Consider the following 23,113-nt stretch of genomic DNA (forward strand, 5'->3'; position numbering starts at 1 on the left):
CGGCTGGCGAGGGCGGTGTCAGTGGGGCAGTGCTCGACGAGCGGCGGCCAGCTTGCCTGCCACGCTGCCGTCGATGACCTCGTCGCCGACCCGGATGACCATGCCGCCGAGCAGGCTCTCGTCCAGCTCGACCTGCAGCGACATGTCACGGCCGTAGAGCCGCGTCAGCGAGCCCGTGAGCCGCTGCTCCTGGGCGTCGGACAGACCGACGGCCGTGCGCACGCGGGCGACCGAACGGTCGCGCCGGGCGGCGGCCAGGTCGGCCAGCTCCTCGGCGGTGACGTCCAGGTGCCGTCCGCGCGGGGTCCGCACGGTTTCCCGCAGCAGGGCCGCGGTGACCGGGTAGACCTTGTCGCCCAGCACCTCGTCCAGCAGGGCGACCCGCTTGTCCGCGGGGACCTCCGTGTCGGACAGCAGGCTCGCCAACGCCGGCTCGCGGTCCAGGATCCGGCCGAACCGGAACAGCTGGTCCTCGACGCCGTCGAGCGCGCGCTGCTTCTCGGCCGCGGCCAGCAGGGCCTGCCGGGCCAGCGACTCGGCGGCCTCGACCAGGTCCGCGGGGCCGGACCAGCGGGCGGACACGAGATCCCCCACCGTCTCCAGCGCCACCGACGAGATCTTGCCGTTCAGCACGCTCTCCGCGAGCCGCTTGCGCTGCTCGCTGGAGGTCGCCGGGTCCGACAGTGCCCGCCGCAGGGTGCGCTCGGCGGCCAGCAGCCGGGTGACCGCGTACAGCTGCTCACCGAGCTGCTGACGCTCCCCCGCGCTCAGCGGAGCGATGCGGCCCTCGAGCCGCTCCGCGACGCGGGCGAGGGAGTCCCGGCTGGTGGCCTGCAGGTGGAGCGCCATCAGTTCGCCCCGGTGGGCTGGCGCGAGCCCAGGCCCTCGAGCTCCTGCAGGAAGCTGTCCACGGTCGCCGAACGGCGGGCCGGGTCGGACAGCTCGGAGCCGATGATGCGCTCGGCCAGCTGGGTGGCCAGGCTGCCGACCTCGGCGCGGAGCGAGCGCACCGCGGCCTCGCGCTGCGCCAGGATCTGCTCCTCGGCCCGCGCACGGATGCGCTCGGCCTCGGCCTCGGCCTCGGCCCGCAGCTCGGCCTTGATCTGCTGGCCCTCCGCCCGGGCGTCGTCGCGGATGCGCGCCGCCTCGGCACGCAGGCCGGCCAGCTGCTCGTCGTACTGCTGCTTGATCCGCTGAGCCTCGGCCTGGGCCTCCTCGGCCCGCTTCAGCCCACCCTCGATCTTGTCCGTGCGCTCTGCGTAGATCTTCTCGAACTGCGGGAAGACCGTCTTCGCGAGCACCCAGAGCAGCAGACCGAAAGCGATGAGACCGACGATGATCTCGACGGGGTGCGGCGCGAGGGGATTCACTCCCTCCGCCGCGAGCAGAGATGTGTTCATACGAATGTGCTCCTCCGCCTACGACCGGCGTCCGGTCGGATCAGGCACCCAGCGCGAACGCGAGCACCAGGCCCAGGATGGCGAGGGCCTCGGAGAGGGCGAAGCCGATGAACGCGATGCCCTGGAGCTGGCCGCGGGCCTCGGGCTGACGCGCCACGCCGTTGATGAAGGCGGCGAAGACGATGCCGACGCCGATACCGGGGCCGATGGCCGAGAGGCCGTACCCGAGCGTGTTCAGGTTGCCGACGATGTTCACGGTTCGTTCTTCCTTTCGATCCGGGTCCGCGGGACGACCGCGGCTCCGTAGGGTCTCGTGTGGGGGACGGAGGAGGACCTAGTGGTCGTCCGCGAGGACGGTGCCGATGTACGACGCCGTGAGCATGACGAAGATGTAGGCCTGCACGACCTGGATGAACGCCTCGAAGAACGTGAAGACGATCCCCATCAGGAAGGCGAACGGCGACAGGATCTTCAGCAGGATGGAGTCCGCCGTGAACAGCATGTACTCGCCGCCGAGGATGAACAGCAACAGCAGCAGGTGACCGGCGAACATGTTTCCGAACAGTCGCAGCGACAGCGTGACCGGCCGCAGGATGATGTTCGACAGGAACTCGATCGGCGTGAGGATGATCCGTACCCACCACGGCACGTCCGGCGGCCAGGTGGAGATGCGGAGGTATCCACCGACACCGTGGTGCCGGATCCCGACGGACGTGTAGATCAACCACACCACGAGCGCGAGCGCGTACGGCACGCCCGGATGCGAGAACGTCGGGAACTGGATGAACGGGATGATCCCGAACAGGTTGTTCACCAGGATGAAGGCGAACAGCGCGGTCAGGAACGGGACGTACTTGAGGAACTCGGGCCCGATCATGTCCTTGGCGATGCTGTTCCGGACGATGCCGTGGAACGACTCGCCGAGGAACTGCGTCTTACTGGGGACGAGCTGCGGCTTGCGCACGGCAAGGCGGAACAGCACCACGACGATGATCGCCGCGAGAACGAGCTCGAGGACCGGCTTCGTGACAGGCCCGAAGACAGGCGGCAGTTGAAAGTCCTCTACCCCGGGGGCATCGAAGCCCGGCGCCGGGGCGGTGGCCATCGTGGTCACCCAGTGCTCCTTCCGGTTCCGCCGGCCGGGGGACCGGAATCGGCAGAATCGTGATGATCAGGACTTAACGTACCTGAGGTAGATCAAGTACATCGAGGCGGCCGCGCCGATCAGCAGACCGGCGACGACGAAACCCCGTAGGTCGAACAGCGCATCCACCGCCCATCCGATGCCTCCGAAGAGGAGGATCCCGGAGAGCAGGTGGGACAGAGCGGTCCAGGCCTCGGCCGGCGGCGGCGCGTCATCCGGCTTGCGACCGGTGGCGCCGCCTGCCTCGCGCGGCTTTTCCTGCTCCATCGGGACGGACCATATCAGCCGGGTTACGCGGCACTTACCTAGGACGACCTGCCGTGACCGGCGTTCACACCTCCTTCCTTACCCTCCGACACCCCGAACATGCCCCGACGTCGCTCTATCACCTGTAGAAGTTGCGAAGGGGGTGTGACCGGGGTCGCAAGGAGGCGGCGATCACGGACATCTCGGACACTACGGACGAGTTCCGAAGTTTCACTCGTTCAGCCTATCGAGCGGCTGCGGGGCGTCTGGTCCGGACGGTGGCCGTAGACGACCCCTGAGGCGCCGTCCTCGGCTCGACCTCACTCGACAGGAGCAACGAACCGAGCGTCGGGCACGCCGGCGCCCCTCGTCGACTCGCGGATCAGACGTCGACCGAGGGTGCCTTCGCCCGAATGAATCCGACGACCTCGCCGCCGATCCAGCCGACCGTCACGGCCAGCAGGGTGAAGGCGAACGCCTCGTTGTCGAAGAGCGTGGTGCCCCGGAAGACGATCAGGAACACCAGCAGCACGATGAACTTCGCGCCGAACGACGCCATCGCGCCGATCATGACCCCGGTCGGGGACGCCTGAGCCGTTCCCTTCATGACTCCCGTGCCGACGAAACCGAGGCCCAGCCCGATCACCGCGCCGATCAGCCCGCCGATCAGCCCGCTGCTCCCGCGGAGGACCAGGGACAGCACGACACCGATCACCGCGAGCGGCACTGCGATGACGATCGCGTTGCGCTGCATGGCCTTCGCCAGCTTCAGCACGGTCTTCACGTGCGGGGCCGGGGCGGGTGCGGCGTTCTCGGCAGGGGTCTCGTCACTCATCGTCGTCTCATCTCCGGGATTCGGGTCCGGGCCCTGACAACGGACCCGGGGGCAGGGGGCTCGGGGGCAGGGGACTCGGCGGCGGCGTACGGGTCCGGTTGCGCGCCCGCGGGACCAGGGAGGCCAGCACGGCCACCCCGAGCCCCACCGCGACCGCCCAGAGCACGAAGAACGGGTCGTCGATCAGGGCCAGCGCCACCGCGCCGAACGCCAGGACCGCCGCCCACAGGTAGATCAGCAGGACCGCCCGCCGGTGGCTGTGCCCGATCTCGAGCAGCCGGTGGTGCAGGTGCATCTTGTCCGGCGCGAACGGGCTCATGCCCGCGCGCGTCCGCCGCACGACGGCCATCAGCAGGTCCAGCAGGGGCACGAACACCACCGCGGCGAGCACGATGACCGGCGCCAGCAGGGCCAGGATATCGGTGCCGTCGGTGGTGGTGGAGATGGCGAGCTTGCCCGACGCGCTGGTGGTGACCGCGGCGAGCATCAGACCGATCAGCATCGAGCCCGAGTCGCCCATGAAGATCCGGGCCGGGTTGAAGTTGTGCGGCAGGAACCCCAGGCACGCCCCGGCGAGCACGGAGGCGAGCAGCGCCGGCGGGTAGGCCGTTGCATCGTTGCCGTTCTGCTGCACCAGCCCGATCGCGAACACCCCGGTGGCGGCGGCCGAGATCAGGCCCAGGCCGGCGGCCAGCCCGTCGAGGCCGTCGACGAAGTTCATGGCGTTGACCAGGGCCACGGTGATCAGCACGGTCAGCAGGACGCCCTGCTCCGGGCCGAGCACGAGCAGCGAGCCGGAGATGCCGCTCCCGCCGCCGCCCCACGGGATCCAGAAGACGGACCACTGCACGCCGAAGAGGATCAGCACCCCGGCCGCGGTGATCTGGCCGGCGAACTTGGTGAGCGCGTCGAGCTCGAACCGGTCGTCGAGCGCGCCGACCGCGACGATGAGCAGGGCCGCCAGGAGGACGCCCTGGACGTCGGTGGAGTAGTCGAAGGCGAGCCGCAGGGCGGGGAGCTGGGCGGCCAGGCCGATCCCGCCGAGGACGCCGCCGAGCATCGCGAGGCCGCCCCAGCGGGGCGTCGGGGTGACGTGGACGTCCCGGCCCCGGGGCCAGGCGACGGCGCCGAGCTTGAGGGCGAGCACCCGGACCAGGCCGGTGAGCAGGAACGTGACGACGGCGGCGGTCAGCCCCGCGAGGAGGTACTCGCGGATCGGCAGGCCCAGCCCGAAGGACTGTGCCGCGACGAGCGGGACCATCGTCGGTACGCCCGGTCAGCCGCGCGGGTAGGCGGGGGCCCGCGACACCAGCGTGGACACCGCCTCGGCGACGTCCGACAGCTCCCGGTCGCCCGCGGGCGTGCCGTGCTCCGCCTTGACCGCGCGGGCCAGCAGCAACCCGATCTCGGCCATGTCCTGCTCGACCATCCCCTGGGTGGTGACGCTCGGCGAGCCGACCCGGATGCCGGACGGCTTCATCGGTGGGGCCGGGTCGTACGGGATCGCGTTCTTGTTCAGCGTGATCCGCGCGAGGTCGCAGCGCGTCTCGGCGTCCCCGCCGGTGACGCCGACGGGCCGCAGGTCGATCAGCGCGAGATGGGTGTCCGTGCCCCCGGACACCGCGCGCATGCCCTCGGCCTCGAGGCTCTTGGCCAGCGCCTGCGCGTTGGAGACGACCCGGTTGGCGTAGGCCTGGTACTCCGGCTGCGCCGCCTCCCGCATCGCGACGGCCTTGGCCGCGACCGCGTGCATCAGCGGGCCGCCCTGCGAGAAGGGGAAGACGGCCTTGTCGATCGCCTTCGCGTGCTCCTCCCGGCAGAGGATCATGCCGCCGCGCGGGCCCCGCAGGACCTTGTGCGTGGTGGCCGTGACGACGTCCGCGAACGGCACCGGCGACGGGATGGCCTGGCCGGCCACGAGGCCGATGAAGTGCGCGGCGTCGACCATCAGGACGGCGCCGACCTCGTCCGCGATCTCCCGGAAGAGCGCGAAGTCGATGAGCCGCGGGTACGCTGTGGCCCCGGCGATGATGATCTTCGGCCGGTGCTGCAGCGCCAGGTCCCGGACCTGGTCGTAGTCGATGAGCTCCGAGTCCTCGCGCACGGTGTAGGACACGGCGTGGAACCAGCGGCCGGAGAAGTTCACCTTGCTGCCGTGGGTGAGGTGGCCGCCCTGCTTGAGGTCCATGGCCAGCACCGTGTCCCCCGGGCGCGCGAAGGCGGCATAGGCGGCGAGGTTCGCGCTCGCCCCGGAGTGCGGTTGCAGGTTGACGTGCTCGGCGCCGAAGAGCGCCTTCGTGCGGGCGTTGCCGATCTCCTCGGCCTGGTCCACGACCTGGCAGCCGCCGTAGTAGCGCCGGCCGGGATAGCCCTCGGCGTACTTGTTCGACAGCGTGGAGCCCAGGGCCGCGAGGACGGCCGGGCTCGTGAGGTTCTCGCTCGCGATGAGCTGGAGGCCGCCGCGGAGCCGCTCGAGCTCGCCGAGCACGACGCCCGCGATCTCGGGGTCCTCCCGCTGCAACGCACCGAAGTCCGGGCCCCAGAACGGTACGTCCGGGCTGGTCGTCTCGCTGGGCTGGCTCACGGTGCACCAGGCTACCTGCGGCGACCCTCCGGACCGGCCGCGCGTCGTGGATCGGCGCTCTGATGCGTTGCCGCTGCTCTCGCACGGTGTCATGCTGCGACCGTGTCGCCGTCCGAGAGCCCTGCGCGTCCGTCCGCGCCCCGCACCGCACGGGCCCGCGTCCGGGCCCAGCTGACGGCCGAGATCGTCGACGTCGCCCGGCAGCATCTCGCGTCCTCGGGCGCCGCGGCACTGTCCCTGCGCGCCGTCGCGCGCGAGCTCGGCATGGTCTCCTCCGCGGTCTACCGCTACTTCCCCAGCCGGGACGACCTGCTCACGACGCTCATCGTCGAGGGCTACGACGCGCTGGGCGAGGCCGCCGAGCAGGCCGAGGCCGCCGTCGCGCGGGAGGACCTGCCGGGCCGGTGGCACACCGCGTGCCGGGCCGTCCGGGAATGGGCGCTGTCCCGGCCGCACGAGTACGCGCTGCTCTACGGCTCCCCCGTCCCCGGCTACACCGCCCCGCAGGCCACCATCGCCCCGGCGGGGCGGGTCGGGATGCTGCTCTGCCGGATCCTGGCCGACGGGCTGGCCTCCGGCGCCGTCGCACCGCCGGGCGACGACGCGGACGCCGCCCTGCATCCGGGTCTGCTCGCGGACCTGGGCCTGCCGGAGGGCACCGGGATCGGCAGCCGCGCGATCCTCGCCTGGTCCGGCCTGTTCGGCGCGGTGAACTTCGAGCTCTTCGGCCACACGAACAACGTGGTGGACGACCACGAGGCCCACTTCGACCACGTGGTGACGCGCCTGGCGGCGGAGGTGGGCCTGACCCCCGACGCTTGAGTGGCTCGAGCGCCACTCTGCGCCGCTCGAGCCACTCGAGCGGCGGGGGGCTCAGGCGACGGGGACCTCGCGCCCCAGGACCTCCGCGACCTGGGCGGCGGTGACCTCACCTTCGCGGAGGATGCGCGGGGCCGTTCCGGTCAGGTCGACGATCGTGCTCGCCACCGGCTCCCCGGACGGGCCGCCGTCGAGGTACACCGAGACGGAGGAGCCCAGCTGGTCCACGGCCTCGGCGGCGGTGGTCGCGGGCATCCTCCCGGAGATGTTCGCGCTGGACACCGCCATGGGCCCGACGTCCCGCAGCAGCTCCAGCGCCACCGGGTGCAGCGGCATCCGCAGCATCACCGTGCCCTTGGTCGAGCCCAGGTCCCAGCTCAGCGAGGGCGCGTGCGGCAGCACGATGGACAGCCCGCCCGGCCAGAACGCCTCGATCAGCGCCCGGGCCGGGGCGGGGACGCCGAGGACCAGGCCGTCGATCGTCGACCAGGAGCCGACCAGCACCGGGACCGGCATATCCGGGCCGCGGTGCTTCGCCGCCAGCAGGGCGCGCACCGCGGTGGCGGAGAAGGCGTCGCAGCCCAGGCCGTAGACCGTGTCCGTGGGCAGGACGACGAGCTGACCAGCGCGGACGGCGCGGGCAGCGGCCTCGAGGCCGGCAACGCGGGCATCGGGGTCCGCGCAGTCGAAGGTGGGCGGGGTGTCGGGCTGGGTCACGGTTCCGGAGCGTACGACTGCCCCGGCCGGCGTCAGCGAACGGGCACCCGACGGGCCGTCGCGAACCGCGGCCGGCCGGCCAGGTCCGTGTGCTCGACGACGTCGGCCAGCACCTTCCGCCTGCGCAGGAGCTCGGGGACGGCCTCGCCGTGGGTGTCGTCGTGCTCGATCGCGAGCCCGCCGCCGTAGCGCAGCAGGCCCGCGGCCGCCGCGATCACGGCGGGGATGATCTCCAGGCCGTCCGGACCGCCGAAGACCGCGCCCGGCGGGTCCCACTCGGCCACCTCCGGAGGCACCGGCGTGTGGTCCGGGACGTAGGGCGGGTTGCAGACCACCAGGTCCACCTTCGCCTCGAGCTCGACGAGCAGGTCGTTCCAGCGCACGTCCGCGTGGTGCAGCGTGACCGGGGTCCCGCCGGCGGCGACGTGCGCGTCGACGTTGTGGGCGGCCCAGCTCAGCGCCGCGGGGTCCGCCTCGACGGCGTGCACCCGAGCCTCCGGGCGGCTGGCCGCGAAGGCCAGCGCGAGCGCCCCTGAACCGGTGCACAGGTCCACGACCAGCGGATTCGGCACGTCCGCGATCGCCTTGAGGCCCCACTCGAGCAGCAGCTCGGTCTCCGGCCGCGGGGTGAACACCCCGGGCCCGACGGCCACCGTGACCGGCCCGAGGACGGCGGTGCCGAGCACGTGCTGCAGCGGCTCGCGCGCGGCCCGCCGGACGACGAGCCTCCGGTACGCCTCGACGACCTCCGGCTCGACCAGCGGCTTCATCATCAGCCGCCCCCGCTCGACGCCGACCACGTGCGCCGCGAGGATCTCCGCGTCCACCCGGGGCGACTCGATCCCCGCCGCCGCGAGCATCCGCTGAGCCTCGGCGATCGCGAGCCGGAGCGGCTGCTTGGTCACGCGGCCCTCCGCAACGGCAGGGCAGCCGGGGTCACGACCGCTCCTCGGCCGCCGCGATCGCCTCGGACCGCTCCGCCTTCGCGAGCGCGGCCACGAGGTCGTCGAGCTCGCCGTCGAGGACCGTGGAGAGGTTGTGCGCCTTGTAGCCGATCCGGTGGTCCGAGATCCGGTTCTCCGGGAAGTTGTACGTGCGGATCCGCTCCGACCGGTCCACGGTGCGGATCTGCGACTTCCGCTCGGCCGACGCCTGCGCGGCCAGCTCCGCCTCGTGCAGCGCCTGCAGCCGGGACCGCAGGACCTCCATCGCGCGGGCCCGGTTCTGCAGCTGCGAGCGCTCGTTCTGGCAGCTCACCACGATGCCCGTGGGGAGGTGGGTGATCCGGACCGCGGAGTCCGTGGTATTGACGCTCTGCCCGCCGTGCCCGGACGAGCGGAACACGTCCACCCGCAGGTCGTTCTCGTCGATCTCGACGTCCGCGTCCTCCCCGGTGTCCGGGTAGACGAGGACGCCGGCGGCGGAGGTGTGGATGCGGCCCTGGGACTCGGTGACGGGCACGCGCTGGACGCGGTGCACACCGCCCTCGAACTTCAGGGCGGACCACACGCCGTCGGGGGTGGGCGTACGGGACTTCACGAGCACCGTGACGTCCTTGTACCCGCCCAGGTCGGACTCGGTGGCGTCGAGGATCTCGGCCTTCCAGCCGCGACGTTCGGCGAAGCGCAGGTACATGCGCACGAGGTCCCCCGCGAACAGCGCGGACTCCTCGCCGCCCTCGCCGGACTTGACCTCCATGACGAGGTCGTCGCCGTCGTGCGGGTCCCGCGGGACGAGCAGCTCGGCGAGCCTCGTCTCCAGCGCGGTGATCCGCCCGGCGAGTTCCTCGGCCTCGACCGCGAATGTCGGGTCCTCGGCGGCCAGCTCACGGGCGGTCTCGATGTCCGCCCGCGACGACGCCAGCTCCCGCGCGACCGCGACGACCGGGCCGAGCTCGGCGTAGCGGCGGCCCAGCTTCCGGGCGACGGCGGGGTCGGCGTGCACGGTGGGGTCCGCGAGCCGGTGCTCCAGCTCCGCGTGCTCGTCGACCAGCGCGTCGACGCCCGTCTGTCCGGCCGGTGCTGCCGCCATCGTCCTGCCTTCCTTCCGTCCCTGCCCTGCCCGACGGTCCGTCCAGCCTGACGGTCCGTCCTGCCCCTGACAGGCTCCCACCACCCCTGACACGCGAACGGCGCCCGGCCACCGGTGAGGGTGGACGGGCGCCGTTGCGGGTGCTACTTGGCGGCGCGCTTGCCGTAGCGGGCCTCGAAGCGCGCGACGCGGCCACCGGAGTCCAGGATCCGCTGCTTGCCCGTGTAGAACGGGTGGCAGGCGGAGCAGGTCTCCGTGGTGATCGAGCCGCTGGCCTTGGTGCTGCGCGTGGTGAACGAGTTCCCACAGCTGCAGTTGACCTGGGTCTCGACGTACTGGGGGTGGATACCCTCACGCATGGTGTGTTTCCTCTCGAGATGGCCGCCGGGTCCTGCTGTCACATCGATCTAGCAGGTGAACCGGAACCAGATGCGTTGACATGTCATTCAACCATCCGGGCCCGGCGGGTGTTCCCACCGGGCCCGGAGGCTGTCACGGCCTGATCAGTCGTCGTCGTTCTTGGTGTTGCCGGGGGTCGTCTTGGCCACCTGCATCAGGAACTCGATGTTCGTGCGCGTCTTGCGCAGCTGGCCGAGCACCAGGTCGATGGCCTGCTGGTGGTCCAGCGCCGAGAGCACCCGGCGGAGCTTGACGCTCACCGCGAACTCGTCCGGCGACATCAGCAGCTCCTCCTTGCGGGTGCCGGAGGCGTCGACGTCGATGGCCGGGAAGACCCGCTTGTCGGCGATCTTGCGGTCGAGCTTGAGCTCGGCGTTGCCGGTGCCCTTGAACTCCTCGAAGATCACCGTGTCCATCGTCGAGCCGGTCTCGACCAGCGCGGTGGCGAAGATGGTCAGCGAGCCGCCGTCCTCGATGTTGCGCGCCGCGCCGAGGAAGCGCTTCGGCGGGTACAGCGCCGTCGAGTCGACACCACCGGAGAGGATCCGGCCCGACGCGGGGGCGGCCAGGTTGTAGGCGCGGCCCAGGCGGGTGATCGAGTCCAGCAGCACGACGACGTCGTGCCCCATCTCCACCAGGCGCTTCGCCCGCTCGATGGCGAGCTCGGCGACCGCGGTGTGGTCCGACGGCGGGCGGTCGAAGGTCGAGGCGATGACCTCGCCCTTCACCGATCGCTGCATGTCGGTGACCTCCTCGGGCCGCTCGTCGACCAGGACGACCATGAGGTGGCACTCGGGGTTGTTGGTGGTGATCGCGTTGGCGATCGACTGCAGCACCATCGTCTTGCCGGCCTTGGGCGGCGAGACGATCAGCGCGCGCTGCCCCTTGCCGATAGGCATGACCAGGTCGATCACGCGGGTCGTGAGCTTCGTCGGCTCGGTCTCGAGCCGCAGGCGCTCGTTCGGGTACAGCGGGGTGAGCTTGGTGAACTCCGGGCGGCTGCGCCCGTCCTCCGGGCTGCCGCCGTTGAGGGTGTCGATGCGCACCAGCGGGTTGAACTTCTGCCGCGACTGCTCGCCCTCGCGGGCCTGCCGGACGGCGCCGGTGATCGCGTCACCGCGGCGCAGGCCGTACTTGCGGACCATCGACAGGGACACGTAGACGTCGTTCGGGCCGGACAGGTAGCCGGTGGTCCGGACGAACGCGTAGTTGTCCAGGATGTCCACGATGCCGGCGACGGGCAGGAGCACGTCGTCGTCGCGGACCTCGGTGTCGACGTTGTTCGCGCCGCCCTGGCCACGGCCGCCGCCGCCGTCACGGTCCCGACCGCGGCGACGGTCCCGGAAGCGGCGCCCGCGGCGGCCGCGGCCGTCACCGTCGTCGTCCGAGTCGTCCATCCGGTCGTTGTTGCGGTCATTGGTGCGGTCGTTGGTGCGGTCGTTGGTGCGGGCCGCGCGGTCGTTGCGGTTGTCACCGCGGTTGTTACCGCCGCCGCGGTTGTCGTCGCGGCCGCCGTCCCGGTCCCCGCGGTCGCCACGGTTGTCCCGGTCGCCACGGTTGTCCCGGTCGCCACGGTTGTCCGTGCGGTCGCCCCGGGCGTTGCCGTCCGTGCGCTCGCCACGGTTGTCGTTGCGGTTGCGGTTGCCGCGACCGCTCGAGTCGCGCTCGACCTTCTCCGGGGTGGCGGCCGCGGCGGCCGCGGCGATCTCCGCGCTCTCCGCGGCGCTCACCGAGCCGTTCTGCTCGCCGCCGCGACGACGGGTCTGCCGGCGACGGCCGCCCTCGTTCTCAGCGGGCGCCGCGGTCTCGGCGGGGACCCCGGAATCCGCGGGGGTGTCGTTCGACGTGCCCGCGACCTGCGGGGACTCGACGGGCGCGTTGTCGTCGGACGACGTCGCGGCCGGGGCGGCGCTCGTGGGAGCGGCCGGCTCGGGCGTCGTGGTCTGGGTGTCGGTGCCGTTCACCGTGGCCGGCGCACCGGCCGGGCGGGTCGCCGCGCGACGACGGCGCGCCGGCTTCTCGGCGGGGGCCTGCTCGACGGCCGGCGGGGTGCCGGCGTCGGCGGCAGCCGACTTGTCGGCGGGGGCGGGCTTCTCGGCGGGCGCGTCCAGGGGCAGCTGGTCCGTCGCGGCCTTGCGGCCACGGGCGGGCGCGGTGCCGCCTCCCTGACGCTCCTTGATCGCAGAGATCAGGTCGCCCTTCCGCATCCCGGCGATGTCGGGGATGTTCAGCTCGCCCGCAAGTTGACGCAGGTCCGCGAGGACCATGCCGGACAGCCCGCCACGCCGCTTGGGCGCTGGGCTGTCCTCCGCCGGTGCGGCGGTCTGGGTGCTGACGAGATCGGTCTCGCTCACGAAGATCCTTCCTGACCGGCCCGTAGCTCGTGCTCGGACCAGCGGATTCACACGTCTCGTCCGGACTCCTCTGCCGGACGACGACCGACGACGGAACGGTCCACGCGAGACCGCCAGTCGGCGATGTGCAGGGGCGGCGACCAATGCGACGGGTCGCGGGGAAGAGGCCGCTCGGTCCGAAACCAGGATCCGTCCGCAGCTCGTTTCAGAACTGTGAGGCGAGATTCCGGCTCGAGAGGCCACGCGGATGACGCGTGGTTCGCCGTGCGACGCCGAGAGTAGACGCTCCCGGGTCCGGCGGCAACAACACCCCTCCCGCGGCGCGTCGTCGACCTGCACCGATGGTGGGACCGGAGTGGTCTCAGCCGATCTCGACCAGCGCGCCCGCCGTGTCGACAGGCAGGGGCATGACCGAGAATCCGTGCAGGTCGAGCGCCGCCGGAAGCTTTCCGTCCGCGGTGAGGGCCAACACCGTCGGGCCCGCGCCGGAGATGGTGGCCGGGATGCCGTGCGCACGGAGCGAACCGACGAGGTCGGCGGACTCCGGGTAGGCGGGGCGACGATAGCCCTGGTGCAGCCGGTCCTCCGTCGCCGCCATCAGCAGCTCGGGCCGCTGGGTGAACGCCAGGACGGACAGCGCGGTCCGGCTGCCCGTGAAGGCCGCGTCGACGAGCGGCACGGATTCCGGGAGCAGACCACGGGTCGTCTTGGTGGAGGACTCGACCCCTGCGACGAGCGCGACCGGTCGAATCCCGTCGTGCACGTCAAGTCGTACAGCGTGGAAACGCCCGGAAGTATTCCCGGGCTCCTCCCAGGCCACCACGAAACCGCCCAGCAGGCTGGCCGCTGCGTTGTCCGCATGACCCTCCATACCGGCCGTGACCTGGAGCAAGGTCTCCCGTTCCAGGCCCGGCTCGCGCCCGGCGAGGACGGCGGCGGCCACCGCGCCCGCGACGGCCGCGGCCGCCGAACTACCCAGCCCGCGCGAGTGCGGGATGGCGTTGTGGCAGCGCAGGCGCAGGCCCGCGGGGGCGTCCCCGAAGGCCGCCCAGGCCGTCCGCATGGCCTGGACCACGAGGTGCGACCCGTCGCACGGGACCTGCCCGGCGCCCTCGCCGGTGACCTCGACGTGCACCCCGTCCGCCGGAAGCGCCGTGACCTCGATCTCGTCGTAGAGCCCGAGCGCCAGGCCGAGCGAGTCGAACCCCGGCCCGAGGTTGGCCGACGACGCCGGCACCCGGACGCGGACCTCGGTGGGCCTGCCCATCAGGCGAGGTCCAGGGCCGCGGCGACGGCCACGGGGTCGATCGGGACGACCACGGGGTCCGGCGCGGCCTGCAACGCGGTGTCCGGGTCCTTGAGCCCGTGCCCGGTGACGGTGCACACCACCAGGGAGCCGCGCGGGAGCGACCCGTTCGCGTGGGACTGCAGCAGGCCGGCGACGCTCGCCGCGGAGGCGGGCTCGACGAACACGGCCTCCTGTGTGGAGAGCAGGCGGTAGGCGGCGAGGATCTCGTCGTCCGTCACCGCCGCGAACAGGCCGTCGGACTCCTCCCGGGCCGTCGTCGCGCCCGCCCAGGACGCCGGCGCGCCGATCCGGATGGCCGTCGCGATCGTCTCCGGGTTCTTCACCGGGGCGCCGTGCACCAGGGGCGCGGCGCCGGCCGCCTGGAAACCGAACATCCGGGGAAGCTGGGGATGAGCCCGTCGGCGTGGTAGGAGCGGTAGCCCTTCCAGTACGCGGTGATGTTGCCCGCGTTGCCCACCGGGAGGCAGTGGACGTCCGGGGCGCGGCCCAGGGCGTCGCAGATCTCGTAGGCGGCGCTGGCCTGACCCGCGATGCGGGTCGGGTTCACCGAGTTGACCAGGGCGATCGCGGGGTAGTCCGCAGTGGTCTTGCGGGCGAGCTCGAGGCAGTCGTCGAAGTTGCCGTCGATCTGCAGGATCCGGGCCCCGTGCGCGACGGCCTGGGCGAGCTTGCCGAGCGCGATCTTGCCCTGCGGGACGAGGACGGCGCTGGTCATGCCCGCGCGCGCGGCGTAGGCGGCGGCCGAGGCGGACGTGTTGCCCGTCGACGCGCACAGCACGCTCTGCTTGCCCTCGGCGAGCGCCGCCGTGACCGCCATCGTCATGCCGCGGTCCTTGAAGGAACCGGTGGGGTTGGCGCCGTCGACCTTGAGGTAGACCTCGCAGCCGGTGCGCTCGGAGAGCCGCGGGGCCGGGAGCAGCGGCGTCCCGCCCTCGCCGAGGCTGACGATCGTCCACCCCGGCTCGACGGGCATCCGGTCCCGGTAGGCCTCGATCACGCCCGGCCAGCGGGCCGGGACCCGCCTGAGCTGGGGCGCTGCGAGCCGCTCATCAGAAGTTCTTCCCGTCGTTCCTCATCCGGCCACGCCGAGGGCGCTGACCGTGCGGCCGAGTCCTTCGACGCGCAGCACGCTCTCCACCGCCCGCACGACGTCCAGCTTCGCGATCGCCTCGACCGTCGCGGCCAGCGCGGAGTCCTCCGCCCCGTGTGTGACCACGACGAGCCGCGCGGACTCCTCCTCGCCCGGCGGCGTGGTGATCTCCTCGCCGGTGACCGGGGAGAACCCGTCCTGCCCGCCGGTCTGGCGGACGGCGGCGATGCTGACCCCGCGCCGGGAGAACTCCCCGGCGATCGCGGAGAGCACGCCCGTGCGGTCCGCGACCTCGAGGCTCACGTGGTAGCGCGTCGGGACGTCCCCCATGGGGCGCACCGGCAGGCTCGCGTAGGCGCTCTCCCGGGGCCCGCGCCCGCCGCCGACCCGGTTGCGGGCCACTGCGACGAGGTCCCCGAGGATCGCGCTGGCGGTGGGGGCGCCACCGGCGCCCTGGCCGTAGAACATGAGCTGACCTGCGGCTTCGGCCTCCACGAACACGGCGTTGAACGCGCCGTCGACGCTCGCGAGCGGATGGCTCAGCGGGATCATGGCCGGGTAGACGCGCGCGGAGACGGACTCCGGGCGCAGCCCGGACGCGGGGACGCGCTCGCAGATCGCCAGCAGCTTGATGGTGCAGCCCAGGCCCGCGGCGGCCGCGATGTCCGCGGCGCTGACCCGGCGGATGCCCTCGCAGTGGACGTCCGCGGCGGTCACCCGGGTGTGGAAGGCCAGCGTCGCGAGGATCGCGGCCTTGGAGGCGGCGTCGTAGCCGTCGACGTCCGCGGTGGGATCCGCCTCCGCGTAGCCGAGGCTGGTGGCCTCTTCCAGCGCGTCCGCGTAGCCCGCGCCGGAGGAGGCCATCGCGGAGAGGATGAAGTTGGTGGTGCCGTTGACGATCCCCGCGACCCGGGTGATCGCGTCCCCGGCGAGGGACTCGCGCAGCGGGCGCAGCAGCGGGATCGCGCCGGCGACGGAGGCCTCGTAGTAGAGGTCGACGCCCGCGGCGTCCGCGGCCTCGGCCAGCGTCGCGCCGTCCTCGGCGAGGAGCGCCTTGTTGGCGGTGACGACCGACTTGCCGGACTTGATGGCCTGCAGCAGCAGCGTCCGGGCCGGCTCGATGCCGCCGATGACCTCGACGACGACGTCCACGTCGTCCCGCGCGACGAGCGCGGTCGCGTCCGTCGTCACCAGGTCCGGGTACCGCTGGATGAGGTCCGGGTGCCGGTGCGGGCGTCGCACCGCGACCCCCACCAGCTCGACCGGTGCGCCGACACGCGCCGCGAGTTCACCCGCCTGGTCCTGCAGCAGCCGGACGACCTCGCCGCCGACCGTGCCACAGCCCAGCAGCGCCACCCGGACGGGCGCGCCCTCACCTCTCGTCACCACTGGCCCCTCTTCACGTCTTCCGACCCCGTCCGGCCGCAGATCATCCCTGGTCCGGACACCGTCGCACACCCGTGGGTGGGACGGTTCACTCCCCGGCCCCCTCGTCGGCGACCTCGAGCCGGAACTGGTCCTCGATCGTCTCCCGGCGCAGCAGCACCCGGGCCTGCCCGTCCTTCACCGCGACGACCGCGGGCCGCGGGAGCCGGTTGTAGGAGCTGGCCATGGAGTAGCAGTACGCACCGGTGGCGGCGACGGCGAGCAGGTCCCCGGGGAGACGTCCCCCGGCAGCCAGCAGTCCCGCACGACGATGTCCCCGGACTCGCAGTGCTTGCCGACGACGCGGGACAGCGCGGCGGTCTCCTCGCCCGGCACCGAGTCCTGCGCGGACGAGCGCGACACCAGTCGGCAGTCGTAGAGCGCGTCGTAGAGCGCGGTGCGGATGTTGTCGCTCATGCCGCCGTCGACGCTCACGTACCGCCGGGAGATGCCCCCGAGCGGGACGTCCTTGAGCGTGCCGACCTCGTAGAGCGTGATCGTGCCCGGCCCCGCGATGGCCCGGCCCGGCTCGACGGCGATCTCCGGGACGTCCAGCTCGGCCGCGTGGCACTCCTTCTTGACGATCCCGCGCAGCTCCTCGGCCAGCGTCGGGACGGACAGCGGGGTGTCGTCCGGGGTGTAGGCGATGCCGATGCCGCCGCCGAGGTCCAGGGTGGTCAGGTCCCCCAGCGCGTCCGCCCCGTGCTCGCGGTGCAGCTGGGCGAGGAGGGTGACGACGCGGTGTGCCGCGATCTGGAAGCCCTCGGTGTCGAAGATCTGGCTGCCGATGTGGCTGTGCAGCCCGACGAGCTTCAGGTTCGTGGACTTCAGCACGCGCCGGGCGGCCTCGGCCGCGTCCGACGTCTCGCCGCCGGCGATGGAGAACCCGAACTTCTGGTCCTCGTGCGCGGTGGCGATGAACTCGTGCGTGTGCGCCTCGACGCCGACCGTCACCCGGATCATCACCGGCTGCACGACGCCGCGCTCCCGGGCCACCGCGTCCAGCCGGACGATCTCGTGGAACGAGTCCAGCACCACCCGGCCGACGCCGTGCTCGACGGCCGCGACCAGCTCGTCCGTGGACTTGTTGTTCCCGTGCAGCGCGATCCGGCCGGCCGGGAAGTCCGCCCGCAGCGCGACGGCGAGCTCGCCGCCGCTGCACACGTCCAGGGACAGGCCCTCCTGGGCGACCCAGCGCGCGATCTCGGTGCTCAGGAACGCCTTGGCGGCGTAGTGGACCGAGCCGGCGCCGAACGCGGCGGCGAACTCGGCCGCGCGGGAGCGGAAGTCGTCCTCGTCCAGCACGAACAGCGGCGTGCCGTACCGCTCGGCGAGGTCCCGGACGTCCACGCCCGCGACGCGCAGGACGCCGTCCTCGCCGCGCGCGGCGTTGCGCGGCCACACGGCCGGCGCCAGGTGGTCCAGCTCGGCGGCACTGCGGGGGCGCGGGCCCGCGGTCTCCGGCGCGGCCTGCAGCGTGTTGTGCATCGGGCCTGCGGGATGGGCTCTCATGGTGACTGCTACATCCGTTCCGGCGCGCTCACACCGAGCAGCGCGAGGCCGTTGCCCAGCACCACGCGGGCGGCCTCGCAGAGCGCGAGACGGGCCCGGTGCAGCTCGGAGATCTCCTCGTCACCCATCGGCAGGACGCGGCATGCGTCATAGAACTTGTGGTACGCGCTGGCCAGGGACTCGAGGTAGCGCGCGACCCGGTGCGGCTCGCGCAGTTCCGCGGCCGAGCGGACGACCTCCGGGAACTCGCCGAGGGTCCGGATCAGGTCCCCCTCGCGCGGGTGGGCGAGCAGGCCGTACTCGGTGCCGGGTGTGAGGCCGAGGTCCGCGGCGTTGCGTCCGAGCGAGGACAGCCGGGCGTGCGCGTACTGCACGTAGAAGACCGGGTTGTCGTTGCTGCGCTTGACCAACAGGTCCAGGTCGATGTCCAGCGAGGAGTCCACGGACGAGCGGATCAGCGAGTACCGCGCGGCGTCCACGCCGACCGCCTCGACGAGGTCGTCCATCGTGACGACGTTGCCGGCGCGCTTGCTCATCCGGACCGGCTCGCCGTTCTTGACCAGGTTCACCAGCTGCCCGATGAGCACCTCGACGACGGCCGGGTCGTCCCCGAACGCGGCCGCGGCGGCCTTGAGCCGGGCGACGTAGCCGTGGTGGTCCGCGCCGAGCATGTAGAGGCACAGGTCGAAGCCGCGGGCGCGCTTGTCCCGCAGGTAGGCGATGTCCCCGGCGATGTAGGCGGGCCGGCCGTCGCTCTTGATGACGACGCGGTCCTTGTCGTCCCCGAAGTCCGTGGACCGCAGCCACCAGGCGCCGTCCTTCTCGTACAGGGCGCCGGTGTCCTTGAGCTGCTGCACGGCCGTCTCGACGGCGCCGGAGTCGTGCAGGGACTGCTCGTGGAACCACACGTCGAAGTCCGTGCCGAAGGCGTGCAGGGACTGCTTGATCTCGGCGAACATGAGGTTGACGCCGACCCGGCGGAACACCTCGTCCCGCTCGGCGTCCGGGAGCTCCAGGGCGCCCGGCTCGGCCGCCGTGACCTTGGCGGCGATCTCGGTGATGTACGCGCCGCCGTACCCGTTCTCCGGCGCGGGCTCGCCCTTGGCCGCCGCGACCAGGGAGGCGACGAACCGGTCGATCTGGCCGCCGGCGTCGTTGAAGTAGTACTCGCGGGTGACCTGCGCGCCGCGTGCGGAGAGCACCCGGCCGAGCGCGTCGCCCACCGCGGCCCAGCGGGTGCCGCCCAGGTGCAGCGGGCCGGTGGGGTTGGCCGAGACGAACTCGAGGTTGACGTTGCGCCCGCCCAGCTCGTCCCCGGCGCCGTAGGACCGACCGCTCGCCAGGACGTCCCCGACCAGGGCGCCCTGCGCGGCCGCGGCCAGCCGCAGGTTCAGGAAGCCGGGGCCGGCGATCTCGGCGGACTCGATGCCGTCCGTACTCGCGAGCGCCTCCGCGAGCCAGCCGGCGAGCTCCCGCGGCGGCACCCCGGCCTTCTTGGCGGTGCGCAGCGCGACGTTCGTGGCGTAGTCCCCGTGCTCGGGGTTGCGGGGACGCTCGACGCCGACGTCCGGCGGGAGCGCCGCCTCGTCCAGGCCTCGCTCGCGCAGCACGTCGAGAGCGGCGGCGCGGACGAGTTCGGCGAGGACGTCGGGAGTCACCCCACGATTCTAGGAGGTGACACGGACCGCTCCACCGGCGCTCTCCGTGCTCCGCTCACGCTCGTCTCAGGCGACCCTCCTAGACTCGTTCCCGCGGCCGCACGCCCGAGATCCTTCTGGCTGAAGTGGTCGCCTTCCCGGGAGACTTGGACGGTCGATGGTCAGCGGTAAGAACAGCAAGTCAGCCAGGAACGCCCGCAGCGCGGTCGTCGCCAAGCGCTCCACCCCGTGGGGCCTGATCGCCGGGATCCTGGTGGTCGTGCTGTTCGCCGGCGGCATCTTCGGCTACGCCTTCTACAAGAACGACGAGAAGAGCGCCGCCACCGAGGCGCTCGCCCCCTTCACGCCGACGGACGCGAACAAGGACCCGTCGGCGCAGATCCCGGGCGTGCAGACGATCTCCTACACCGCCGGTGACCACGTCACCCCGGACGTGCGGGTCGCCTACACGCACTCCCCGCCGTTCGGCGGCAAGCACGACGGCTTCTGGGCCGCCTGCAACGGCGTCGTCTACCCGACGGCGGTGCGCCAGGAGAACCTCGTGCACTCCCTCGAGCACGGCGCCGTCTGGATCGCGTACAACCCGGACCAGGTCAGCGGGGCCGCGCTGGACACGCTGAAGGCCAAGGTCCAGAACCAGCCGTACAGCGTCCTGTCCCCCTACCCGGGTCTCGACCAGCCGATCGCGCTGCAGTCCTGGGGGCACCAGCTCAAGCTGAGCGACGCGAACGACCCGCGGGTGGACCAGTTCATCACCGCGCTGCGGCTCAACCGGTTCACCTACCCCGAGGTCGGCGCCAGCTGCGACTCCCTCGGCCCGGGCCGGTTCGACCAGGACAACCCGCCGCCGTTCGTCCCGACGCCCGCGCAGTCCGAGATCAACGGCACCACGATCCTCCCCGAGACCAGCCAGACCACCGGCGTGCAGCCCGACCCGACCGGCACCGCAGGGTCATGATGGGTGGGGTGAGCACCTCCCCGTCACAGCAACGAACGGCGTCGCCCCCCGAGGAGCCGCCGGGTCCCGGCGGTTCCGGGGGCGGCGGCGGCCGGGAGCCGCGCTGGGTCCGGGCCTTCGTCGTGGCCCTCGCCGCGGTGGCCCTGCTGCTGCTCGGCGCCGCGGGCGGCCTGCTGATCGGCCTGCCCGGCTCGTCGTCGGACACCGTGCCGGCCGCGGACTCCGTGGACGTCGGCTTCGCGCAGGACATGTCGGTGCACCACAACCAGGCCGTGCAGATGGCGTCCTGGGAGCGGGACCACACCGCGGACCCGGCCCTGCACCAGCTCGCGTTCGACATCGAGTCCACGCAGGGCCAGCAGATCGGCCGTATGCAGGGCTGGCTGGCGCTGTGGGGCGCCGCACCGTACCCCGTCGGCGGGCACTACATGGCGTGGATGACGGACTCCTCCTCCGGCCACGCCGGCATGGGCGGCATGAGCTCGGCCGGCGTCACCCAAATGCCCGGGATGGCGTCCGAGGAGGACCTCCGGAACCTGCGGGCGGCCTCCGGCCAGCAGCTCGACGTGCTGTTCCTGCAGCTCATGCTGCGCCACCACCAGGGTGGTGCCTCGATGCTGCAGTACGCCGCGGACCACGCGACGGTGCCGGACGTACGCAACCTGGCGTCCCACATGCTCAGCTCGCAGACGTCCGAGGCGCAGTACATGGAGCAGCTCCTGGCCCAGCGCGGAGCCGCTCCCCTGCCGCCGAACTGATCACCCGGGCCCCCGGGAACCCGGGGGCGCGGGTGTTGTAGTGTCATTCCTGCACGGCCCCCGTAGCTCAGGGGATAGAGCACCGCCCTCCGGAGGCGGGAGCGCAGGTTCGAATCCTGCCGGGGGCACCACAAGTGCCAACAGCCAGAATCGGCCCCTCACCTGCTGAGACAGGGTGAGGGGCCGAACTTGTTGTGTCCGACTGGCGGTGGCCGTGAGCGAGCCTGGCCGGGTGGATTCTCCCAGGATGTTCCCAAGATCGTTCCCATGCCGCATCGAGCGATAGCCACCAGACGTAGCAGCCGGAGACCGGGTGCTGTCCGTGCTGATCGGCGGTTCGCCGCTGTCCGGGTCACGCCCTTACCCACGGTCCACACCGACCCGATAATCCTCCCGAGGCCACCAAGGGAGAGCCATGCCCGCTGAACCCGAGAACCCCGACGGCACCGACCTCCGACGCCCCACACTCAAGGACCGCTACCGGCGCTACCGGCATGGGCTGCGCCGGAACCCCGCCACGGACCGGGCCTGGCGCACCGGGGTCGGGATCGCCGGCGGCGTGGTCGTCATCGCCGGGATCATCATGATCCCCTACCCGGGCCCGGGTTGGCTCGTCGTCCTCGCCGGGCTCGCCCTGCTCGCCACCGAGTTCGAACGCGCCCAGAGGGTCCTCACCTTCGTCCGCACCCGCTACGCGCGATGAGACGTCCTTGAGCCCACCAAGGACGAACTGCTCCACATCGTGGAAGCAGCCAGTCACTTGGAGACTTGACCGAACGGGCCCGGGCCACCACCATGCCAGCGGCGCGAGCGGCAGGAGCATCGTGGGCGAAGCGGGGCGCCGCGATTCTGGGCGAGGCGTTCGGCGGCGGAGCGGGAGTGCAGGCCCCGGTTGCTGTGCGGACTCGCGGACGGTGCCGATGCCGAGTTCTGGGAACTCCATCGGGTGCGACACGACCACTCCGCGAAGCGGACCTTCACTCGGCTGCCCGGTCGACGACCACTAGCGAGGCGCGCAATGGCCACGAGCGATGATCTTCAGCTCTCTTCCCTCGGATGGCTCTTGGACCACCATGAGGCGAAGTACTTCGACAGGCGGCGGATGGTCGACGACCTCGGGTTGAAGCCGGGGGACGCCGTACTCGACCTGGGCTGTGGACCCGGCCTGTGGGCGCCGATGTTCGCCGAGAAGGTCGCGCCTGGTGGGCGCGTCACCGGGTTCGATCTTTCCAGTGAGCTGATCGGCTATGCCGTCTCACGCCTCGCCGATCACCCCCTACACGAAAGCATGAATTTCGAGGTGGGCAATTTTGAGGCGATGTCGTTCGACGACAACCTTTTCGACGCCGTCTTCCTCGGGAACTGCTGCTGCTATGCCTCTGACCTGTCCGTGGTCCTGGGGGAGGCGATGCGTGTCTCCCGGGGGCGCGTGTTCTCGAAGGACTTCGACGGAGGGGCAGTGATCTTCCACCCGGTCGAGGAGCACTTGGCGGCGAAGGTGATGGAAGCGGCCGCAAGGGCGTTGAAGGAGAACCCGCCGGAGCCACCGTTCGACAACTTCATCGGCCAGAAGATGCACGGGGCCTTCCGGTCTGCAGGATTCCAGGACGTGACGACGCGACCGTACGTGATCCAGATGACTTCTCCACTCAGGAACGCGGAGAAGCGGTATCTGACGAAGAACGCGACATGGCTGGGGACTACGGCGGAGCCGTACCTGTCCGAGGACGACCGGAAGCGGTGGGAGGCCACGTTCGACCCGGCGTCCGGGATCCTGGACGACGAGAACTTCTACTTCTGCATGGTAGAGATGATCACGGTGGGAAGGGTGTAGCAGGGAGTCGAGGCAACCCGGGCGTCATCGGTCACCTCCG

General features: G+C 71.9%; 21 protein-coding genes, 1 tRNA gene and 2 pseudogenes. 6 read left to right on the top strand and 18 right to left on the bottom strand.

What is annotated here, in order from left to right:
• Positions 1–18: 18 nt before the first annotated feature.
• The 8 genes from WBK50_RS26385 to glyA form a co-directional block, all read right to left on the bottom strand.
• Positions 19–849, bottom strand: a complete 831-nt coding sequence (locus WBK50_RS26385) for a F0F1 ATP synthase subunit delta (protein ID WP_341338187.1) — start codon at positions 847–849, stop codon at positions 19–21.
• Complete coding sequence (locus WBK50_RS26390; protein ID WP_341338188.1) at positions 849–1,400, bottom strand: F0F1 ATP synthase subunit B; 552 nt, start codon at positions 1,398–1,400, stop codon at positions 849–851. The genes WBK50_RS26385 and WBK50_RS26390 overlap by 1 nt, the downstream gene beginning before the upstream one ends.
• Before the next feature lie 40 nt (positions 1,401–1,440).
• Positions 1,441–1,656, bottom strand: a complete 216-nt coding sequence (gene atpE / locus WBK50_RS26395) for an ATP synthase F0 subunit C (protein WP_341338189.1) — start codon at positions 1,654–1,656, stop codon at positions 1,441–1,443.
• A gap of 78 nt (positions 1,657–1,734) precedes the next feature.
• Positions 1,735–2,505 (bottom strand): F0F1 ATP synthase subunit A, encoded by a 771-nt coding sequence (gene atpB / locus WBK50_RS26400; RefSeq protein WP_341339506.1) that lies wholly within the window; start codon positions 2,503–2,505, stop codon positions 1,735–1,737.
• A gap of 66 nt (positions 2,506–2,571) precedes the next feature.
• On the bottom strand, positions 2,572–2,811 hold the full coding sequence (locus WBK50_RS26405; RefSeq protein WP_341338190.1) for an AtpZ/AtpI family protein: 240 nt from the start codon (positions 2,809–2,811) through the stop codon (positions 2,572–2,574).
• Between the two features lie 361 nt (positions 2,812–3,172).
• A complete protein-coding gene (locus tag WBK50_RS26410; protein WP_341338191.1) occupies positions 3,173–3,625 on the bottom strand; it encodes a hypothetical protein in 453 nt (150 codons plus the stop codon).
• Positions 3,626–3,632: 7 nt separating this feature from the next.
• Entirely contained in the window at positions 3,633–4,886 is a 1,254-nt protein-coding gene (locus WBK50_RS26415) for a glycosyltransferase family 4 protein (RefSeq protein ID WP_341338192.1), read from the bottom strand.
• Positions 4,887–4,901: 15 nt separating this feature from the next.
• Positions 4,902–6,209: a serine hydroxymethyltransferase gene (gene glyA / locus WBK50_RS26420; RefSeq protein ID WP_341338193.1), complete on the bottom strand. Its 1,308-nt coding sequence runs from the start codon at positions 6,207–6,209 to the stop codon at positions 4,902–4,904.
• Between the two features lie 102 nt (positions 6,210–6,311).
• Between glyA and WBK50_RS26425 the strand changes: the two genes are divergently transcribed.
• A complete protein-coding gene (locus WBK50_RS26425; protein ID WP_341338194.1) occupies positions 6,312–7,031 on the top strand; it encodes a TetR/AcrR family transcriptional regulator in 720 nt (239 codons plus the stop codon).
• 51 nt (positions 7,032–7,082) lie between these two features.
• Here WBK50_RS26425 and WBK50_RS26430 read toward each other — a convergent pair whose 3' ends face one another.
• From WBK50_RS26430 to argS, 10 genes and pseudogenes are all read right to left on the bottom strand, one after another.
• Positions 7,083–7,745 (bottom strand): L-threonylcarbamoyladenylate synthase, encoded by a 663-nt coding sequence (locus WBK50_RS26430; protein WP_341338195.1) that lies wholly within the window; start codon positions 7,743–7,745, stop codon positions 7,083–7,085.
• A 32-nt stretch (positions 7,746–7,777) separates the two neighbouring features.
• Positions 7,778–8,650 (bottom strand): peptide chain release factor N(5)-glutamine methyltransferase, encoded by an 873-nt coding sequence (prmC, locus tag WBK50_RS26435; RefSeq protein WP_341338196.1) that lies wholly within the window; start codon positions 8,648–8,650, stop codon positions 7,778–7,780.
• 31 nt (positions 8,651–8,681) lie between these two features.
• On the bottom strand, positions 8,682–9,776 hold the full coding sequence (gene prfA, locus WBK50_RS26440; protein WP_341338197.1) for a peptide chain release factor 1: 1,095 nt from the start codon (positions 9,774–9,776) through the stop codon (positions 8,682–8,684).
• Positions 9,777–9,919: 143 nt separating this feature from the next.
• Positions 9,920–10,135, bottom strand: coding sequence for a 50S ribosomal protein L31 (rpmE, locus tag WBK50_RS26445; protein WP_341338198.1), 216 nt, complete (start codon positions 10,133–10,135; stop codon positions 9,920–9,922).
• A 144-nt stretch (positions 10,136–10,279) separates the two neighbouring features.
• Positions 10,280–12,529 (bottom strand): transcription termination factor Rho, encoded by a 2,250-nt coding sequence (rho, locus tag WBK50_RS26450; protein ID WP_341338199.1) that lies wholly within the window; start codon positions 12,527–12,529, stop codon positions 10,280–10,282.
• A 361-nt stretch (positions 12,530–12,890) separates the two neighbouring features.
• Positions 12,891–13,796 carry a homoserine kinase gene (gene thrB / locus WBK50_RS26455; protein WP_341338200.1) on the bottom strand — a complete coding sequence of 302 codons (906 nt, stop codon included), beginning with the start codon at positions 13,794–13,796 and terminating at the stop codon, positions 12,891–12,893.
• A pseudogene (gene thrC / locus WBK50_RS26460) lies at positions 13,796–14,811 on the bottom strand (threonine synthase). The gene thrB and the pseudogene thrC overlap by 1 nt, the downstream one beginning before the upstream one ends.
• A gap of 99 nt (positions 14,812–14,910) precedes the next feature.
• On the bottom strand, positions 14,911–16,314 hold the full coding sequence (locus WBK50_RS26465; protein ID WP_445942308.1) for a homoserine dehydrogenase: 1,404 nt from the start codon (positions 16,312–16,314) through the stop codon (positions 14,911–14,913).
• A gap of 88 nt (positions 16,315–16,402) precedes the next feature.
• Positions 16,403–17,865, bottom strand: a pseudogene (gene lysA, locus WBK50_RS26470) (diaminopimelate decarboxylase).
• 8 nt (positions 17,866–17,873) lie between these two features.
• The gene (gene argS / locus WBK50_RS26475; RefSeq protein ID WP_341338202.1) at positions 17,874–19,523 is read right to left on the bottom strand and encodes an arginine--tRNA ligase; all 1,650 of its coding nucleotides are present in this window, start codon (positions 19,521–19,523) and stop codon (positions 17,874–17,876) included.
• A gap of 157 nt (positions 19,524–19,680) precedes the next feature.
• On the opposite strand from argS, the gene WBK50_RS26480 reads away from it, so the two are divergent.
• The 5 genes from WBK50_RS26480 (at position 19,681) to WBK50_RS26500 (ending at position 23,073) form a co-directional block, all read left to right on the top strand.
• A complete protein-coding gene (locus WBK50_RS26480; protein ID WP_341338203.1) occupies positions 19,681–20,481 on the top strand; it encodes a DUF3105 domain-containing protein in 801 nt (266 codons plus the stop codon).
• Entirely contained in the window at positions 20,481–21,239 is a 759-nt protein-coding gene (locus WBK50_RS26485; protein WP_445942396.1) for a DUF305 domain-containing protein, read from the top strand. Before WBK50_RS26480 ends, WBK50_RS26485 begins: the two co-directional genes overlap by 1 nt.
• 56 nt (positions 21,240–21,295) lie before the next feature.
• Positions 21,296–21,370: transfer RNA gene (locus WBK50_RS26490), tRNA-Arg, on the top strand.
• Positions 21,371–21,654: 284 nt separating this feature from the next.
• Complete coding sequence (locus tag WBK50_RS26495; protein ID WP_341338205.1) at positions 21,655–21,942, top strand: TIGR02611 family protein; 288 nt, start codon at positions 21,655–21,657, stop codon at positions 21,940–21,942.
• Positions 21,943–22,257: 315 nt separating this feature from the next.
• Positions 22,258–23,073, top strand: coding sequence for a methyltransferase domain-containing protein (locus WBK50_RS26500; protein ID WP_341338206.1), 816 nt, complete (start codon positions 22,258–22,260; stop codon positions 23,071–23,073).
• The last annotated feature ends 40 nt before the right edge of the window (positions 23,074–23,113 follow it).

It is taken from the genome of Pseudonocardia sp. T1-2H (assembly GCF_038039215.1).
In the GTDB taxonomy this organism is placed as follows: domain Bacteria; phylum Actinomycetota; class Actinomycetes; order Mycobacteriales; family Pseudonocardiaceae; genus Pseudonocardia.

Bases quoted from the DNA above. Each gene is read 5' to 3' on its own strand.
- WBK50_RS26485 (WP_445942396.1), top strand. From the start codon at position 20,481: ATGGGTGGGGTGAGCACCTCCCCGTCACAGCAACGAACGGCGTCGCCC.
- WBK50_RS26405 (WP_341338190.1), bottom strand. From the start codon at position 2,811: ATGGAGCAGGAAAAGCCGCGCGAGGCAGGCGGCGCCACCGGTCGCAAG.
- thrB (WP_341338200.1), bottom strand. From the start codon at position 13,796: ATGGGCAGGCCCACCGAGGTCCGCGTCCGGGTGCCGGCGTCGTCGGCC.
- WBK50_RS26385 (WP_341338187.1), bottom strand. From the start codon at position 849: ATGGCGCTCCACCTGCAGGCCACCAGCCGGGACTCCCTCGCCCGCGTC.
- WBK50_RS26500 (WP_341338206.1), top strand. From the start codon at position 22,258: ATGGCCACGAGCGATGATCTTCAGCTCTCTTCCCTCGGATGGCTCTTG.
- WBK50_RS26480 (WP_341338203.1), top strand. From the start codon at position 19,681: ATGGTCAGCGGTAAGAACAGCAAGTCAGCCAGGAACGCCCGCAGCGCG.
- rpmE (WP_341338198.1), bottom strand. From the start codon at position 10,135: ATGCGTGAGGGTATCCACCCCCAGTACGTCGAGACCCAGGTCAACTGC.
- prfA (WP_341338197.1), bottom strand. From the start codon at position 9,776: ATGGCGGCAGCACCGGCCGGACAGACGGGCGTCGACGCGCTGGTCGAC.
- WBK50_RS26415 (WP_341338192.1), bottom strand. From the start codon at position 4,886: ATGGTCCCGCTCGTCGCGGCACAGTCCTTCGGGCTGGGCCTGCCGATC.
- atpB (WP_341339506.1), bottom strand. From the start codon at position 2,505: ATGGCCACCGCCCCGGCGCCGGGCTTCGATGCCCCCGGGGTAGAGGAC.
- WBK50_RS26495 (WP_341338205.1), top strand. From the start codon at position 21,655: ATGCCCGCTGAACCCGAGAACCCCGACGGCACCGACCTCCGACGCCCC.
- WBK50_RS26390 (WP_341338188.1), bottom strand. From the start codon at position 1,400: ATGAACACATCTCTGCTCGCGGCGGAGGGAGTGAATCCCCTCGCGCCG.
- WBK50_RS26410 (WP_341338191.1), bottom strand. From the start codon at position 3,625: ATGAGTGACGAGACCCCTGCCGAGAACGCCGCACCCGCCCCGGCCCCG.